At 68.1% G+C, this 16,294-nt stretch carries 14 protein-coding genes and 2 tRNA genes; 3 read left to right on the top strand and 13 right to left on the bottom strand.

Going from position 1 to position 16,294, the window contains the following annotated elements:
• Positions 1–242: 242 nt before the first annotated feature.
• From ACPPVW_RS14880 to ACPPVW_RS14860, 5 genes are all read right to left on the bottom strand, one after another.
• On the bottom strand, positions 243–911 hold the full coding sequence (locus ACPPVW_RS14880) for an ATP-dependent Clp protease proteolytic subunit (protein WP_426623864.1): 669 nt from the start codon (positions 909–911) through the stop codon (positions 243–245).
• Between the two features lie 28 nt (positions 912–939).
• Positions 940–1,533 carry an ATP-dependent Clp protease proteolytic subunit gene (locus ACPPVW_RS14875; RefSeq protein WP_426623863.1) on the bottom strand — a complete coding sequence of 198 codons (594 nt, stop codon included), beginning with the start codon at positions 1,531–1,533 and terminating at the stop codon, positions 940–942.
• 108 nt (positions 1,534–1,641) lie between these two features.
• The gene (locus ACPPVW_RS14870) at positions 1,642–2,130 is read right to left on the bottom strand and encodes a tetratricopeptide repeat protein (RefSeq protein WP_426623862.1); all 489 of its coding nucleotides are present in this window, start codon (positions 2,128–2,130) and stop codon (positions 1,642–1,644) included.
• Positions 2,131–2,293: 163 nt separating this feature from the next.
• Positions 2,294–3,709, bottom strand: coding sequence for a trigger factor (tig, locus tag ACPPVW_RS14865; protein ID WP_426623861.1), 1,416 nt, complete (start codon positions 3,707–3,709; stop codon positions 2,294–2,296).
• Between the two features lie 59 nt (positions 3,710–3,768).
• A tRNA-Pro gene (locus tag ACPPVW_RS14860) sits at positions 3,769–3,843 on the bottom strand.
• A 100-nt stretch (positions 3,844–3,943) separates the two neighbouring features.
• Here ACPPVW_RS14860 and ACPPVW_RS14855 point away from each other — a divergent pair.
• Positions 3,944–4,014: transfer RNA gene (locus ACPPVW_RS14855), tRNA-Gly, on the top strand.
• A gap of 870 nt (positions 4,015–4,884) precedes the next feature.
• On the opposite strand, the gene ACPPVW_RS14850 is transcribed toward ACPPVW_RS14855, so the two are convergent.
• The 4 genes from ACPPVW_RS14850 to ACPPVW_RS14835 all read right to left on the bottom strand — a co-directional run bounded on the left by ACPPVW_RS14850 (position 4,885) and on the right by ACPPVW_RS14835 (position 9,225).
• Positions 4,885–5,187, bottom strand: a complete 303-nt coding sequence (locus ACPPVW_RS14850; protein WP_426626316.1) for a tyrosine-type recombinase/integrase — start codon at positions 5,185–5,187, stop codon at positions 4,885–4,887.
• 397 nt (positions 5,188–5,584) lie between these two features.
• Positions 5,585–6,241: a response regulator gene (locus ACPPVW_RS14845; protein ID WP_426623860.1), complete on the bottom strand. Its 657-nt coding sequence runs from the start codon at positions 6,239–6,241 to the stop codon at positions 5,585–5,587.
• 19 nt (positions 6,242–6,260) lie between these two features.
• Entirely contained in the window at positions 6,261–7,676 is a 1,416-nt protein-coding gene (locus tag ACPPVW_RS14840) for a sensor histidine kinase (protein WP_426623859.1), read from the bottom strand.
• Positions 7,666–9,225 carry a multicopper oxidase family protein gene (locus ACPPVW_RS14835; RefSeq protein ID WP_426623858.1) on the bottom strand — a complete coding sequence of 520 codons (1,560 nt, stop codon included), beginning with the start codon at positions 9,223–9,225 and terminating at the stop codon, positions 7,666–7,668. The genes ACPPVW_RS14840 and ACPPVW_RS14835 overlap by 11 nt, the downstream gene beginning before the upstream one ends.
• A 167-nt stretch (positions 9,226–9,392) precedes the next feature.
• On the opposite strand from ACPPVW_RS14835, the gene ACPPVW_RS14830 reads away from it, so the two are divergent.
• Complete coding sequence (locus ACPPVW_RS14830) at positions 9,393–9,875, top strand: Dps family protein (protein WP_426623857.1); 483 nt, start codon at positions 9,393–9,395, stop codon at positions 9,873–9,875.
• Positions 9,876–9,966: 91 nt separating this feature from the next.
• Here the strand turns inward: ACPPVW_RS14830 and ACPPVW_RS14825 are convergent, their stop codons facing one another.
• The 4 genes from ACPPVW_RS14825 to ACPPVW_RS14810 are packed head-to-tail and all read right to left on the bottom strand — an operon-like array spanning position 9,967 to position 13,557.
• A complete protein-coding gene (locus ACPPVW_RS14825; RefSeq protein ID WP_426623856.1) occupies positions 9,967–11,376 on the bottom strand; it encodes an amidohydrolase in 1,410 nt (469 codons plus the stop codon).
• Positions 11,377–11,426: 50 nt separating this feature from the next.
• A complete protein-coding gene (locus ACPPVW_RS14820) occupies positions 11,427–12,065 on the bottom strand; it encodes an FMN-binding negative transcriptional regulator (protein WP_426623855.1) in 639 nt (212 codons plus the stop codon).
• A gap of 29 nt (positions 12,066–12,094) precedes the next feature.
• Positions 12,095–13,069 carry an Fpg/Nei family DNA glycosylase gene (locus tag ACPPVW_RS14815; RefSeq protein ID WP_426623854.1) on the bottom strand — a complete coding sequence of 325 codons (975 nt, stop codon included), beginning with the start codon at positions 13,067–13,069 and terminating at the stop codon, positions 12,095–12,097.
• Positions 13,069–13,557, bottom strand: a complete 489-nt coding sequence (locus ACPPVW_RS14810) for a ribose-5-phosphate isomerase (protein ID WP_426623853.1) — start codon at positions 13,555–13,557, stop codon at positions 13,069–13,071. The genes ACPPVW_RS14815 and ACPPVW_RS14810 overlap by 1 nt, the downstream gene beginning before the upstream one ends.
• A 116-nt stretch (positions 13,558–13,673) precedes the next feature.
• Here ACPPVW_RS14810 and pepN point away from each other — a divergent pair, with 116 nt between their 5' ends.
• Entirely contained in the window at positions 13,674–16,226 is a 2,553-nt protein-coding gene (gene pepN / locus ACPPVW_RS14805; RefSeq protein WP_426623852.1) for an aminopeptidase N, read from the top strand.
• The last annotated feature ends 68 nt before the right edge of the window (positions 16,227–16,294 follow it).

Here is a 16,294-nt window from a genome sequence, read left to right as displayed (position 1 = left end):
GCTCGTCGGCAAATGCGATCCCCTCGACGACGATGGATATTCCACTCCCGTTCTCACCCACGAGGAGCCTCACGCCCGGCGAGGGCTCAAGGCCGTCACGCGGGAGCTGCGCGACCGGTGCATGGCCGTGGGCCAGCGGTCACCCTCCGCCGTCGGGCCGGACCGGGGCCGGGGCCGGGACACGACGAACGGGACGGTCATCGAAGAGACCGTCCCGTTCGTCCGTACCGGCATGCCCCGTTCTACTTGACGAGCGCGGGGAGCGTCTTCCGGCTCGTGAGCACCTGATCGATCAGACCGTATTCGAGGGCGTCCTCGGCCGAGAGGATCTTGTCGCGGTCGATGTCCTTGTTGACCTGCGCCACCGAGCGGTTGGAGTGCTTCGCAAGCGTCTCCTCCAGCCAGGTGCGCATGCGCATGATCTCGTTGGCCTGGATCTCGATGTCGGACGCCTGCCCCTGGCCGGCCTCACCGACGGCGGGCTGGTGGATCAGGATGCGCGCGTTCGGAAGCGCGAGGCGCTTGCCAGGCGTGCCGGCCGCGGTCAGCACGGCGGCCGCGGACGCGGCCTGACCGAGGACGACCGTCTGGATCTGCGGGCGGATGTACAGCATCGTGTCGTAGATCGCCGTCATCGCGGTGAACGAGCCGCCGGGCGAGTTGATGTACATGACGATGTCGCGGTCCGGGTCCTGGCTCTCGAGCACGAGCAGCTGGGCCATGATGTCGTCGGCGGAGGCGTCGTCCACCTGCACGCCGAGGAAGATGATGCGGTCCTCGAAGAGCTTGGCGTACGGGTCCTGGCGCTTGTAGCCGTAGGCCGTGCGCTCCTCGAAGCTGGGGAGGATGTAGCGGGCGCCTGGTGCCTGGGCGCCGCCGAGGGCGGAGCCGCCGAGCATGGGGGTATTCATAGTGATGTCCTTATCCTTCCGGCGGTTCCTACTTCGGCTCCTGGTCGGTGCCGCCGCCGCCCGAGACGTCCAGTGCGGACTCCCGGATGTGGTCGACGAAGCCGTAGTTCAGGGCCTCCTGAGCGGTGAACCAGCGGTCGCGGTCGCCGTCGGCGTTGATCTGCTCGACCGACTTGCCGGTCGCCGCAGCGGTGATCTCGGCCAGACGCTTCTTCATGTCGAGGATGAGCTGGGCCTGCGTCTGGATGTCGCTCGCGGTGCCGCCGAAGCCACCGTGCGGCTGGTGCAGCAGGACGCGCGCGTTCGGCGTGATGTAGCGCTTGCCGTTGGTGCCTGCCGTGAGGAGCAGCTGCCCCATCGAGGCGGCCATGCCGATGCCGACCGTGACGATGTCGTTCGGCACGAACTGCATCGTGTCGTAGATCGCCATGCCCGCGGTGATGGATCCGCCAGGCGAGTTGATGTAGAGGTAGATGTCGCGCTTCGGGTCTTCTGCGGCCAGGAGCAGCAGCTTCGCGGCGATCTCGTTGGCGTTCTCGTCGCGCACCTCGGAACCGAGCCAGATGATGCGGTCCTTCAGCAGTCTGTCGAAAACACTGGGCTGGATACCCATGTCGGCCATGTTCGCTCCGTTTCCTTTGTCGCTTGGCATCGAATCTATCGGAGGCCGGAGCGCAATTCCGCGCTGTTCGCCCTGGGCAGAGTGGGTGTCGCGGGCGGCGGCGGCTGTTCAGCGGTCGTCGTCGAGGGCGGCGGCGTAAGCCTCCACGGAGCGGCCGTAGCGCGGCAGGTGCGGGACGAGCGCGCCGAGCGCCTCCCGCAGCGCATCCGCGGGGAGGCCGTCGTCGAAGAGTGCGAGCGCCGCGAACGCCCGTGCGGCGTCGGCGAGGGGATGCTCGGGCTCCGCGAGCAGGAAGTCGCGCAGCAGCGCGAGCGACTCGTCGGGGCGGTCGAGGTTGCGCAACGTGCTGGCCAACTGGACGATCGCCTGTCCGCGCTCGGGCTCGGCGAGGCCGTTGGCGAGGGCTGCGCGGTAGAGGGCCTCCGCCTCCGCCTCCCGGCCGGCGAAGTCGCGCGCACTGGCCGTCTCGAAGAGAGCGACCGGGTCGTCGGCCGCGCGCTCGGCCACGAGCGCGTCGATGGCCTCCGTCGTGCGCTCCTCCCCCAGGTCGTCCGCCGCAGCCCACACCGCGTCCACACGCTGCCGCCACTCGTCCACCGTCCGTCGCCTCCCTCGCCGCTGCGCACACGCTACGCGCAACGAGCTGGCAGGACACGCCGCCTCGGCCGTCCTCCACACGGCGTGTTCTGTCAACTGGATGGTCCGGACAACACGAAGGCCGGGCGCCCCGCGGGGTGCCCGGCCTTCGTGTGGAAGGGTGTTACTCGGCCTTCTTCTTGGCGGCGCGCTTCTTCGGCTTCTCGTCGGCGGCCGGCTCCTCGGCCGGGGCCTCGGCAGCGACGTCGTCCGCTGCCTCGTCGTCCGCTGCCTCGTCGGCGGCGGCCTCCTCGTCGTCGCTCTCGGGGACGGCGACGAACTCGGAGAGGTCGACCTTCTTGCCGTTGCTGTCGACGACCTCCGTCTTGCCGAGGATGATCGCGAGCGCCTTGTTGCGGGCGACCTCGCCGACCATCGACGGGATCTGGCCGTTCTCGCTGAGGATCTTGACAAACTCGTTCGGGTCCATGCCGTACTGGGAGGCGCCCTGCACGAGGTACTGGGTGAGCTCGTCCTGGCTGACCTTGACGTTCTCGGTCTGCGCCACTTCGTCGAGGAGAATCTGCGTGCGGAAGGTCTTCTCGCTCGACTCGGTCACCTCGGCCCGGTGCTCGTCGTCCTCGAGGCGGTTCTCCTGCTCGAGGTGGCGGTGCACTTCGTCTTCGACCAGCGACGCCGGAACGGGGATCTCCACCAGCTCGAGGAGCTTGTCGACCAGCTGGTCGCGCGCCGCCGAGCCCTGCCCGAACGCCTTGGCGCGCTCGACCTGAGTGCGCAGGCTGGTGCGGAGCTCGCCGATGGTGTCGAACTCGCTGGCGATCTGCGCGAAGTCGTCGTCGGCCTCCGGGAGCTCGCGCTCCTTGACGGCGTTGAGTGTGACGGTGATCTGCGCGGTCTCGCCCTCGTGGTCGCCGCCCATGAGCGGGGCCTCGAAGGTGGTGGTCTCGCCGGCGGTCAACGTGTCGAGCGCCTCGTCGATGCCCTCGATCAGCTCGCCCGAGCCGAGCTCGTACGAGATGTTCGCGGCCGTGTCGACCTCCTCGTCGCCGATAATGGCGACCAGGTCGATCTGCGCGAAGTCACCGGTCTTGGCGGGGCGATCGACGGTCACCAGCGTGCCGAAGCGGCCGCGCAGGCGGTCGAGCTCCTCCTCGACGTCGTCGACGGACACCTCGGCCGCGTCGACGGTGAGCGTGATGTCACCGAAGTCGGGGAGGGTGACCTCGGGCCGCGTGTCGACCTCGATGGTCAGCAGCAGGTCGCCCGAGAAGTCCTTCTCGTTCGGCCACTCGGTGATGTCGGCCTCCGGACGCCCGAGGGGACGCACGTCGTTCTCCTCCACCGCCTGGCGGTAGAAGGTGTCGAGGCCCTCGTTGACCGCGTGCTCGAGCACGGCGGCCTTGCCGACCCGCTGGTCGATGATGGGCGGCGGCACCTTGCCCTTGCGGAAACCGGGAATGGTCACCTGCTCGGCGATGTGCTCGTAAGCGTGCTTGATGGACGGCTCCAGCTCCTCCGGCGTCACCGAGATGGTGAGCTTGGTGCGGGTGGGGCTGAGCTTCTCGACCGTGGTCTTCACGATGTCTGGGGTCTCCTGATGATCGAACGATGGTCTACTCGCAAGGAACGAGGTCCTCGTCGGGGCGACAGGATTCGAACCTGCGACCTCCCGCTCCCAAAGCGGGCGCTCTAGCCAAGCTGAGCTACGCCCCGGCTTCTGCGGTGCGAAAGACCGTGCGCAAGTCTACTGCACGCGAGCAGTCGCTCGCGTGTACTACGATGGTCGTCGGCCGTCCGCAGCAGGGTGGCCTTCGGGGATGTAGCTCAATGGTAGAGCCTCAGTCTTCCAAACTGATTACGCGGGTTCGATTCCCGTCATCCCCTCCCTTATAAACACTGGGCGAAACGGGTCATGGCTCCAAGGGCCAAAAACGAAATCCCCTCCAAGACCCCTCCGCCCGTACTAGTTCCGCCAGGATGCCTCTCTATAGGTGCTGTAGTAGGGCGAATGCCAAGCTGCCCAGTGTGCATTCACGGTCGCAATGTCGAGGTGCTTATCGGGCGGCCAGGAAGCCACGCGATCCGGTTCAGGCAGAGGCCAAATCCTCAAAAGGCGGTCACCATCGTTTTCAACTCGTGCGAGCCTTTCAATGGGAGTCGAGTCGCGAATCTTTGACCCAAGGACCTCCCACTTGAGGCAGCCAAAGCTCGGGTCGATGTTGAATGTTTCCGCATTCTTAACGCTGTGGGGAATCGCAAAAGCTCGCACTTGCCGAAACCGTTGCTGCGGTGGCTCCTCCTCCATCGACCAATATCCAATCCGCACAGAGATGTAAGGCGACGGACGTCCGGTGTTGATTAGTTCGACTAGCTCCAGTCGAATGGCCTCGGCTGATTTTGAGTCGAGCGCAGGGTCACCCAATGAACCAACTAGCGCTGTCTTGGTCACCCATGCGGACACCAGGGTCATCTGCTTCTGAGTCAAGACCAGAGAATCGATACCCCGTATGAGAGTCTCGATTATGGGTCTGCACGGAATCTCGAACGCATCGTTCATCGCACTATTACAATTCGAGCAAACCTTGAGCTTTATCCTCGGTGGACGTCTCGACGGGTCGTTCAATCGCTCTGCGAGAATTTTGCGCACCCAGTAGGGCGTCACGTCCTCGACCGTCATCTTGGAGTCGGTCCCTAGACATATTGGGCAGGGCTTACGAGTCTGAGCCATGCTCAGAGAGTATCGGTCAACCGCGTCTACGCCTCTGCGACAAACGCGTCGAACCGGGCGATTTGCTCGTTGTAGTCGGAGGGGTAGAGGTGGGCGTAGATGCCGTCCGTCGTCGAGACGTTCGCGTGGCCCATCCACCGGCTGACCTCGTAGGGCTTGAAGCCTGCCGCGAACATCAGCGACGCGTAGGTGTGGCGGAGATCGCCACATTCTCTGAGCTTGGAACTAGCCCAACCATAAGCGCGGCTGTCTCGGTAGCCGCTCCGGCAGCAGCTGCCAGCGGGGCGACGAACGGCTCGAGTTCCGACACCACCGACAACACTCGCAATCTGACACTGAACCAGACGATCTACGCCCCAGCGGATCCAGCCACATGGGCGCGAAGTCAGTCAAGTGTTCTGGGAGGAGATGGGCGGCGCTGCCTCGTAAGCGGAAAACCCCGCCAAATCCCCGTCACCGCGCTCCGCCGACGCGATCCGGCGTCCTCCGAGACACACCGCTCAAATGTCGAGATTCCCAGTAAAACAGCAAGAAAACGGAGCTTAGCGGTGGCCGACGGATTGCGGTGGTTGACGCTGGTATATGCCTCGGGACGTTCTTCCAAACTGATTACGCGGGTTCGAATCCCGTCATCCCCTCCGTTGCGACGTCTCCTGCATCCAAGGGCACGTACACGCCCTTATCTGGGCCGTGTAGGGGCGTTTGCGTGCCCCTCGGCGGCTGAGCTCACCGCTGCAACACCGCCAGCACCGCCAACACCCGTCGGTGGTCGTCCCCCGAGTCCTCCAGCCCCAGCTTCTGGAAGATCGACGTCACGTTCTTCTCCACGGCGCCGACGCCGATGACCAGGCGGGAGGCGATCGCCGCGTTCGTGCGGCCCTCCGCCATCAGGCCGAGCACGTCGCGCTCGCGCGGGGTCAGCGATTCCAGCGGGTCCGTCCGGCGGACCAGCAGCTCGCGCACCACCTCGGGGTCGAGCACCGTGCCGCCCGCGGCGACGCGCGTCACCGCGTCCCGCAGCTCCTCGAGTGACGCGACACGGTCCTTGAGCAGGTAGCCGGTGCCTCCGCGGCCGCTCGCCAGCAACTCCTGAGCGTAGGTGCCCTCCACGTACTGGCTGAGCAGCAGCACGCCCACCCCGGGGAACGACGACCGCACCTCCAGCGCGGCGCGGACGCCCTCGTCGCGGAACGTCGGGGGCATCCGCACGTCGAGGATCGCGACGTCTGGCTGCAGCGACGGGAGGGCCGCGAGCAGCGAGTCGGCCTCGCCGAACGCGCCGACCGTCTCGAAGCCGGCCTCGTCGAGCAGACGGACCAGGCCTTCGCGCAGCAGGACGGAGTCGTCAGCGACGACGAGACGGAGCGGGGTGGTGGCGGGCACGCCACCACCCTAGTTCCCATCACGCGAGCGGCAGCCGTGCCCCGATCAGGGTCGGCCCGCCCGCTGGACTGTCGACCGTCAACTCCCCGCGGAGGCCGTGCACGCGCTCTGTCAGGCCGCTCAGCCCGTGCCCAGCGACGATCGCCGCGCCGCCGTTCCCGTTGTCCGTCAGCCACACCGACAGCCACGCCCGGCCCGTCGTATCCAGGCTGCGGTCCAGCACCAGCCGGGCTCCGGTGGCTCCCGAATGCTTCGCCAGGTTCGCCGACAGCTCCGCCAAGACGTAGTAAGCGTTCCGCTCCACCTCCGGGCTGAACCGCTCCCCCGGCTCCAGCGACGATTCCACGATCATCGGAATGGTGCTCCGTGCGGCCAGCGACTCGACGGCTGCCTGCAGTCCACGGTCCTGCAGGATCGGCGGCGCGAACCCGCGCGACAGCGCCCGCAGCTCCTCCAAGGTGTCGCCCGCCTGCTTGCGCGCTTCGGCCAGCAGGGCGGCCGCGGCCTCCGGGTCGTCCACGAGCTTGCGTTCGGCCGACGCGATGTCCATCTGGAGGCGGATCAGGCGCTGCTGCGGGCCGTCGTGAAGGTCGCGCTCCAGTCGGCGCAGCGACTGGTCCTCCGCGGAGACCGCTGCACCCCGCTGGGCGGAGAGGTCGGCGACCTCGCGCTGCAGGGCCTCCGAGCGCCACGCCCCGAGCACTCCGTGCGCGATCGCGTGGTGCAGCAGCGTGAGGCCGCGCGTCACGAACGGCAGCGTCGCGGCGAAGACCACGCCGAAGATCAGGTAGAGGATGCGGTCGCCCGCGACGGGATCGAACGTCGAGTGGGTGCCGAAGACGGCGTCCGCCACCACGCGGGAGAGGAAAAAGTCCCGGGTGCCGGTCGGGATGAAGCCCTGCCAGATCCACCCGGTCAGCCCCCCGAGCGCGCCTGCGGTCCAGGTGATCGTGATGCTCCAGCTGATCACGCTCACGATCGGGTTGATGATCATCCCGTGCAGGAGGTACAGCCAGTAGTGGCCGTTCGCCCACGGGCCGAAGATGACCCGCCAGAAAGTGCGCGGTCGGTCGGCGGGCTCCCACACCGGACGCGGGACGGCGCGGGCGCCCGCCCAGTCGAGCCGGGTCAGCTCCACCGTTCCGAATGCGCGCGCCACGTAGAAGGTCGCGACGACGATGAAGAAGCCCACGAAGATGATGACGGTGCCGAGACCGGTCCAGAAGAGCGACGAGAGCACGGACAGCCCGATGATCGCGATCGGCATCGTCAGGAGCAGGAAGCCCAGCTCCCGGGGGACGCGTCGCCACAGCGACCCGTAGGTCGTGCGCTCGGCAGTCGCCGGAGGGACGGTGGAGGCGGTCACAGAGACCAGACTGGCAGACGGAACTGTCTCGCCGGGCCGTTCGCCGCTCATCGGGGTCTCAGTGCTCATGGGTCGTCTCCTCTCGTGGGCCGCTGCCGCCTCGCGGCGCGGTGGTGTCCTCAGGAACGGTTCCGGCGGTCTGCCCCGGCTTCACGACCACGAACTGGCCCATCATGCCCTCGTCCTCGTGCGCCAGAAGGTGGCAGTGGTACATGTAGGGCGCGTTCCGGTCGGTGTAGTCCGCGAACCGCATCAGGAGGCGCAGCTCGGTGTGCGGGGGCAGGTAGACGGTGTCCTTCCAGCCGGAGAGATCCGGAGGCGGGGCAGAACCGCCGATCGATTCGACTTGGAACTGGACGTCGTGCACGTGGAAGTTGTGGGGCATGTCCATCGTGTTCGTCACGACCCAGCGCTCGAGGGCTCCCACCGTGACCGTTTCGTCGATACGGCCCGACTCCATCTTCTTCCCGTTGATCTGATGCCCGTTCAACCGGAATGTCCGCGTCACCGTCGCGTCCGCCGGATCGAACCGCACGATCGGCGCGAGCGTCAGCGGAATCGAGGCGCTCGGCGCAAGGGCGGAGGCGGCGCGCAGCTCAAGCACGTCAAGCGTGTCCGATCCCGCGTTCTCCTCCGCCCCGTTCGCGAGACCGAGGTCGGGTGGGAACGAGCGCAGGACCACCCGCTCGCCCGGCTGGACTGCCACGACGATCTCGGCGCGCTCCCCCGGCGACAACCGGACGCGCTGACGATCCGCGAGAGCCGCCAGAAGCCCGCCGTCGGAGGCGATCAACTGGAACCCACGACGGTCGGCGAACCCGAAATCGTAGGTGCGCGCTGCGGACGCGTTCAGGAGGCGCAGCCGCACCAGGCCGGTCGTGACGTCCAGGTAGGGACCGACGGCGCCATTGACCACGAGCGTGTCGCCGATCGGACCGACGAACCCAGCCACGTCGTCGCTGAACTGACCGTCGGGAGCGAACCGCTTGTCCTGCACGATCAGCGGGATGTCGTCGACGCCGTACCGCGACGGCAGCCCGAGCCCCTGCTCGACGGCGTCGTGCACGAGAAACATCCCGGCCATCCCGAGCTGCACCTGCTGCTCGGTCCGGCCGTGCAGGTGCGGGTGATACCAGAGCGTGGCCGCCTGCTGGTCGATCGTCCAATGCGGCTCCCACACCTCCCCAGGGGAGACCATCTGATGTGGTCCGCCGTCCATGCGTGCCGGCAGGTGCATCCCGTGCCAGTGCACGCTGGTCTCCTCGGCGAGATGGTTCGTCACCCGGAACCGGACCCGGTCGCCGCGGTCGGCCACGATGGTCGGCCCCAAGTACGCGCCGTCGAACCCCCAGGTCGTCGTCTTCTTCCCCGGGCTGAACTCGGTCGTGCCGGCTCGCGCATCGAGGTCGAACGTCTTCTCGCCGTCCGGCCCGACCGTCGGCACGGCACGTGGAGGTATGGGCAGCGGTGTGTCGAAGTCGACGTGCCCTGCAGTGTCGAGGGGTGCCGGACCTTGGCCCGAGCACGCCACCAGGGTGCCGGCGAGGGTCCCGGCCAGCGCGACGACCAGGGCGGCGGAGATGCCCGTCGCACGAGGGCGGCGGAGTCGGTGTTGCATGACTCCAGCCTCCTGGTCCGCCCCCGGCGCCGCCCATCCCGCCCACCGCCGGATCGTTGCGGGGGTTAACCCGCCCACGGGTCGTCTCCGTTAGCCCAGCCTCAGCTTCGTTGCGGAATTCCGAGGGCGCAGTAGCGTTGTCGTCAGGCAGAAGAAAGGACGCCACTATGACGGACACCACTGTAAGCCAGAGCGTTTCGAACCCCGACGTCGCCGCAGGGGTCGCACAGTTCCTCACCCCCGTGGTCATCGACCTCACCGCTCTCGTCGTGAACGGTAAGCAGGCGCACTGGCACGTGCGCGGCGCCAACTTCATCGGCGTGCACGAGCTGCTCGACACGATCGTCGACCATGCCCAGGAGTGGGCCGACCTCGCCGCGGAGCGGATCGTCGCCCTCGGCCTCCCCGTCGACGCGCGTCTCGGCACCGTCGCGGCCAAGACGACCACGGCGGAGCTCACCGCCGGATTCCGGCCGTCGAACGAGACGATCGCCGAGGTGATCGCTCAGATCGACGCCGCGCTCACGAGCGTCAACACCGCGGTCAAGGAGCTCGACGAGCTCGACCAGACCAGCCAAGACGTCGCGATCGAGATCGCCCGCGGTCTCGACAAGGACCGCTGGTTCCTGTTCGCGCACATCAGCGAGTAGGCCGTACCGCGTGCCGAAGGGCACGTCGTTGTCGCTTTCGCCACTGGCGGAAGCGACAACGACGTGCCCTTCGCTGTTCGAGGCGCTGCGCTCAGAGAGCGTTGTGGGTGAAGCGGCCCGCGAGGAGGGTCGCTGCGACGGGCATGGTCCGCAGCGCGTCCGGGGCCGCGAGGTCGTCGCAGGCTGACGCGTACGGGTCGCGCTCGACGATCGCCAGGTCTGCCGGCTCGCCAGCGGCGACGCGAGTGCGCGTCGACGCGTCGAGAGCTGCCTCAGCGGGGATGCGCTGCTCGGGGTGCCACGCCTCCCGGCCGTCGCGCGTGCGGCCCACCGCCGACGCGATCGCCGCCCACGGGTCGAGCGGCGCGACGGGCGCGTCCGAGCCGAAGGCGAGCCGCGCGCCGGAGGCCAGCAGCGACGCGAGCGGGAACGCGTCGCCTGTACGGTCGGCCCAGAGCCGGTCGGCGGTGTCGCGATCGTCCATCGCGTGCTCGGGCTGGACGCTCGCGGTCACGCCGAGAGCCGCGAAGCGCGGAACGTCCTCCGGGTCGATCAGCTGCGCGTGCTCGATCCTGCCGCCCACACCGACCGCCTCGAACGCGTCGAGAGCGCGCCCGTTGGCCTCGTCGCCGATGGCGTGCACGGCCGGCTCGATGCCGTTGCCGACCGCGAACCGGAGGTCGGCGAGCAGCTCGCTCGGCGTCACGTTGGCGACACCGTGACCCCCATCCGGGTAGGGATACCGGCAGAGCGCGGTGCGGGTGTTCAGCGAGCCGTCGGAGATCACCTTGAACGGGCCCATCGTGAGGAGGCCGTGCGTGCCCTCGATCGAGCGCCCGGTACGGAGACCGAGGGCGACCGCATCCTCCATCCGGTCGCGGTAGACACCGAACTCGACCCGCAACGAACGCGCGCCCGCTGCGATCCGGCGGGTCCAGGTCTCCAGGTTCCAGCCGTACTCCAGCTCGACGATCCCGACCACACCACGCCGGGCCGCACGCTCAGCGGCCTCCGCTGCCCAGTGATCGAGGGTCGCGTCGTCCGTCGGGGTGAGCGCGGTCGTCAGCGCGAAGCTGGCGTCCTCGCGCAGCAGTGCGCCCTCCACGTCAGGGGCGAACCGCGCCATGGCAGCGGAGTTCAGCCAGGAGCAGTGCAGGTCGCCGGCGATCAACACGACCGGCCGATCCCCCGCGGCCGCGTCGAGCAGCTCGCGGGTCGGGAGGTCGGGCCAGAGCGCGTCGTGGAAGCCGAAGCCGACGAGGACGTCCGGGCCGGGATCAGCCGTCATTCGCGAGCCGACCAGCGCGGCCGCTTCGGCCGCCGACGCCGCTCGCGACACATCCAGGCGGCGCGCGGTTTGCGCCCACTGAGTGAAGTGCACGTGCTGATCCCAGAGCCCCGGGACCAGCCAGCGGCCGCCGAGCTGCACGCGCTCGAGCCCGCGTTCACCCGACGTGCCAGACCGCGACACCGAGACGATCAGTCCGTCGCGAATGGTCACGTCCACCAGTCGGTCTGACCCGGGAAGCCGGGCACCGGCCAGGACGAGACTCATCGCGCTGCGCGGCGTCGGTCGTGCACGAGCTGCATCTCACGCAGCAGTGACGGGCTCGCGTAGGGCGAGTCGCCCCCGAGTTCGGTCATGATCGAGTCGACGATATTGTCGGGCCGGTTCTGGCTCATCTTCTGCTTGGCGACGATCTTCGTCGGGGTCAGGCGGAGGCCGACCGTGCCAGAAGAGATGCGCTCGGCGTAGCGCTCGTCCTCCAGCGTTCCGCGGAGCTGACGTGGGTTCGGCAGCTCGCGCTCGAAGTGGTCGACGAGCTTCTCAAGCACCTGGAGGTTCTCCCCGGCGCTCAGGATCTGCGGAACACCCGAGAGGTGGATGGCCACGAAGTTCCACGTCGGCACTGCGGGGTCGGCGTCGTACCACGACGACGAGATGTACCCGTGCGGCCCCTGGAGGATGACGAGCAGCTCGTGCTCTCCCAGCTCGTGCAGCTGTTCGTCCGGCCGTCCGACATGGCTGACGATGCTGAGCTCCTCGCGCGTGTCGTCGAGGATCACCGGGTAGTGCGAGGCGACGAGGCCCGTTGACGCGTTGCTGACGAAGGTGCCCCAGGGGTTCTCGCGGATGATCCGCTCGATCTCGGCCCGGTCGCCGAGGGGGAAGCTGGGGTTCTGACGCATTCGGTGCCCTCCTCAGTGCCTTTCTGACGTCATGCCTGATCTTTCGGGCACCAGTAGAGCTTCCGCCCGCCCAGCTCCTCCAGGAGGATATGCGTGCCGCACACACGGCACGGTAGCCCCTCGCGCTTGTAGACCCAGTGCCGGTCCTCCCGCTTGGCCATCGCCTTGCGGAAGGACGCTTCGTCGAGGTCGTCCATCGTCATCATCTGCCCGGTCTCGACACCGATCTGCAGCAGGTGCACCCAGTCGCGCCAGAGCGCCCGCACTGTCTCCTCCGGCACGAGTTTGCCCGGCGTGTGCGGGTTCTGCCGCGCACGGAACAGCAACTCGGCACGGTAGACGTTGCCGATGCCGCTGACGACGCTCTGGTCCATGAGCAGCAGCGCGATCGCGGTCGGCTTCGTGCGCACCTTCGCGACGAAGGCCTCCTCGGCCTCCGGCGCGTCGTCGACCTGCGGGTCGGGCCCGAGCTTGGCGATCACGGCATCGACCTCGGCCGGGTCGAGCACCTCGCACGCCGTCGGACCACGGAGGTCCGCGACGGCGGTGTCGCTGAGGAGGCGCACCCGCACCTGGCCGACCGGCTCCGGCGGGAAGATGTCGATGTCGGCCTCCACCTTCTCGGACTCCGCCATGCGCAGACGGGTTCGGCGAGGCGCTCCGATCGAGTGCAGGGAGTTCTCGCCTGCCTCGTCCAGGACAGTTCCCGTCTGATTCGTCTGGCCCATCCGCCCGTTCGCGCTCGCGATCGTCGGATCGACGCTGATGTCGCCGGCGAAGTCCCAGGCGCCGTAGATGCCGAGGTGGATGCGCAGCCAGAGGCCGTTGTCGAACTCCAGGAACATCTGTTTGCCGACGGCCTTCGCCGCCACCATCGTGTGCCCGTCGATGCGGGTGGCGTCGGCTGCGAACCGACCCTGCGGCGAAGACACGGCGATGCGGTGACCGACGAAGTTGACGGCGAACTGCTTCGCGATGCGGTGGACGGAGTGGCCCTCGGGCATCAGCGATCCACGTTCCTGCCCGCGATGTCGCCTGTGGCCTCGAACTCGGCCAACTGCGCGATGCGGCGCACGTGACGCTCCTCCAGCGAGAACGGCTCGGCGATGAAGACGTCGATGAAGCGCGTCGCCTCCTCGACGGTGTGCTGGCGCGCCCCGATCGAGATGACGTTGGCGTCGTTGTGCTGACGCGCCAGCTGGGCGGTGCTCTCGTTCCAGACCAGCGCCGCGCGCACACCGAGAACCTTGTTGGCCGCGATCTGCTCGCCGTTGCCCGAACCTCCGAAGACGACGCCCAGGGCCTCCACACCGGCCTGCTGGTCGCGCACGACGGCCTTGGCGGCGTTGATGCAGAACGCCGGATAGTCATCGATCGGGTCGTACTCGGTCGGACCGTGGTCGACGACCTCGTGGCCGGCCTGCGACAGGTGCTGCTGGAGGTGCGTACTGAAGTCGAGACCGGCGTGATCGGTGGCGATGTGGATGCGCATTCTCACAGTCTAGAGAAGGCCGCCGACGCCGCCTCCGCGCCCGCGGCGCGACCTCACTAAGGTGGATGCGGTGGACACGATCCACACCCCAATCCGCTTTTTCCAAGGAGTCAGCGTTGCCCGGAGAAAACCTCACCCGCATCGAAGCCCAGGAGCGCGCGTCGCTCGTCCGCACCCACAGCTACGACGTGGCCCTCGACCTGACCACGGGTCCGGAGACCTTCCGCAGCACCACGACTGTGCGCTTCGCCGCGACGCCGGGCGCCTCGACCTTCATCGACGCGATCACGCGCACGGTCCGCTCCGTCGTGCTGAACGGCGTGGAGCTCGACCCGGCTGTCGTCGCCGACGGGGTGCGCATCCAGCTCGACGGGCTGCAGGCCGAGAACGAGTTGACGGTCGACGCCGACGCGATCTACACCAACACCGGCGAGGGCCTCCACCGCTTCGTCGACCCCGTCGACGGCGAGGTCTACCTCTACTCGCAGTTCGAGGTGCCCGACTCGCGCCGCGTGTTCGCGGTGTTCGAGCAGCCCGATCTGAAGGCGCAGTTCACCTTCACGGTCACAGCTCCCGCGCACTGGGCGGTCGTGAGCAACTCCCCCACTCCGGAGCCGGTGGCAGCGAGTGAGGGTGCGAAGACCTGGTCGTTCGCTCCCACCCCGGTCATCTCCTCCTACATCACGGCCCTCATCGCCGGTCCGTACGAGTCGGTCCGCAGCGAGCTGACCAGCCGCGACGGCCGCACCATCCCGCTCGGGGTGTACGCCCGCAAGAGCTTGGCCGGCTTCCTCGACGCCGACTACATCTTCGAGAAGACCCGGGAGGGCTTCGCGTTCTACGAGGAGAAGTTCGACTACGCGTACCCGTTCGAGAAGTACGACCAGCTGTTCGTGCCGGAGTTCAACGCCGGCGCGATGGAGAACGCGGGAGCGGTCACCTTCACCGAGACGTACGTCTTCCGCTCGAAGGTGACCGACGCCATCAAGGAGCGTCGTGTCGTCACGATCCTGCACGAGCTCGCGCACATGTGGTTCGGCGACCTGGTCACCATGAAGTGGTGGAACGACCTGTGGCTGAACGAGTCGTTCGCCGAGTACGCCTCCACTCTCGCCACCGCGGAGGCCACCGAGTGGACCGAGGCCTGGACCACTTTCGCCGCCCTGGAGAAGAGCTGGGCGTACAAACAGGACCAGCTGCCCTCCACCCACCCGATCGTCGCGACGATCAACGACCTGGAGGACGTGCAGGTCAACTTCGACGGGATCACCTACGCGAAGGGCGCCTCGGTGCTCAAGCAGCTGGTCGCCTGGGTCGGCCAGGACGACTTCCTCGCCGGCGTCGCGCAGTACTTCACGAAGCACCAGCACGGCAACACCGAGCTGACCGACCTCCTGGTCGAGTTGGAGGCCACCAGCGGCCGCGACCTCACCGAGTGGTCGAAGAAATGGCTGGAGACCGCGGGCGTCAACACCCTGCGCCCGGAGATCGCAGTCGACGCGGACGGCATCATCACCGCGTTCGCGATCCTGCAGTCGGCCGCGGCCGACTACCCGACGATCCGTCCGCACCGCCTCGCCGTGGGCTTCTACGATCTGGTCGACGGCCGCCTCGTGCGCGCCTCACGGGTCGAGCTCGACGTGGACGGCGAACGCACGGAGGTCGCCGAGCTCGTCGGTCTGAAGCGCCCGGCGCTCGTGCTCCTCAACGATGACGACCTCGCCTACGCGAAGATCCGCCTCGACGAGGAGTCGCACCGCGTGGCTCTCGCGCACCTCTCGTCGATCGAGAGCCCGCTCGCCCGCTCACTGGTCTGGGGCGCGGTGTGGGACGCCACCCGCGACGCGGAGTCCAGCGCGAGCGACTACGTGCGCCTGGTGCTCGGCAACATCGCCTCCGAGACCGAGTCCACCACCCTCCGCACCACGCTCAACCAGCTGGTGCTCGCCGCCAGCAGCTATGTCGCGCCCGAGCGCCAGAAGCAGACGAGAGAGGAGGCCGCTTCGGCACTGTGGCAGCTCGCGCAGCAAGCAGAAGCCGGAAGCGACGCCCAGTTCCAGTTCGTCAAGTTCTTCGCGGCGCTGGCCTCCACCCCGGAGCAGCTGGCGACCCTGGCGCAGCTGCGCGACGGCTCGCTGACTCTGCCGGGACTCACCGTGGACACCGACCTGGGCTGGGAGCTGCTCGTGGCCCTGGTCGCGGGCGGCGCCGCCGGGAACGCCGACGTGGATGCCGCGCTCGAGGCCGACAACACCGCCAACGGCGCGCAGTTCGCGGCACAGGCCCGGGCATCCATCCCGACGCTCGCGGGCAAGCAGGCGGCGTGGGACTCGGTGTTCGGCTCCGACAGCCTGCCGAACACGATCGTCCGGTTCACGGGCCTCGGCTTCCAGCGCGCGGCGGATACCGAGGTGTTGGCCGCCTTCGTCGAGCCGTACTTCGCTGCGCTGCAACAGGTCTGGGCCTCGCGCAGCTACAAGATCGCGGAGTACCTGGTCGCCGGAATGTACCCGGCGCCGCTCGCGAACGCCGCCCTGCGAGACGCCACCCGTGCCTGGCTCGACGCCAACCCCGAGCCGGCCGCGCTGCGCCGTCTCGTGGTCGAGAACTTCGCCGGAGTCGAGCGCGCGCTCGCGGCGCAGGCGCGGGACGCCCAGAGCGCGAACTAGCACAGAGCTCGCGCTCGTCGCGACGCGAACACACGGGGGTCACGGGTCATTCGATCTGTGACCCCCGT

This window comes from Leifsonia sp. McL0607, from assembly GCF_049993355.1.
Classification (GTDB): domain Bacteria; phylum Actinomycetota; class Actinomycetes; order Actinomycetales; family Microbacteriaceae; genus Leifsonia.
The sequence above is the reverse complement of the archived record's forward strand: the minus strand, read 5'-3'. Positions and strand labels throughout refer to the sequence as shown.

Bases quoted from the DNA above. Each gene is read 5' to 3' on its own strand.
- ACPPVW_RS14875 (WP_426623863.1), bottom strand. From the start codon at position 1,533: ATGGCCGACATGGGTATCCAGCCCAGTGTTTTCGACAGACTGCTGAAG.
- ACPPVW_RS14820 (WP_426623855.1), bottom strand. From the start codon at position 12,065: ATGCGTCAGAACCCCAGCTTCCCCCTCGGCGACCGGGCCGAGATCGAG.
- ACPPVW_RS14880 (WP_426623864.1), bottom strand. From the start codon at position 911: ATGAATACCCCCATGCTCGGCGGCTCCGCCCTCGGCGGCGCCCAGGCA.
- ACPPVW_RS14835 (WP_426623858.1), bottom strand. From the start codon at position 9,225: ATGCAACACCGACTCCGCCGCCCTCGTGCGACGGGCATCTCCGCCGCC.
- ACPPVW_RS14830 (WP_426623857.1), top strand. From the start codon at position 9,393: ATGACGGACACCACTGTAAGCCAGAGCGTTTCGAACCCCGACGTCGCC.
- ACPPVW_RS14810 (WP_426623853.1), bottom strand. From the start codon at position 13,557: ATGCGCATCCACATCGCCACCGATCACGCCGGTCTCGACTTCAGTACG.
- ACPPVW_RS14815 (WP_426623854.1), bottom strand. From the start codon at position 13,069: ATGCCCGAGGGCCACTCCGTCCACCGCATCGCGAAGCAGTTCGCCGTC.
- ACPPVW_RS14840 (WP_426623859.1), bottom strand. From the start codon at position 7,676: ATGAGCACTGAGACCCCGATGAGCGGCGAACGGCCCGGCGAGACAGTT.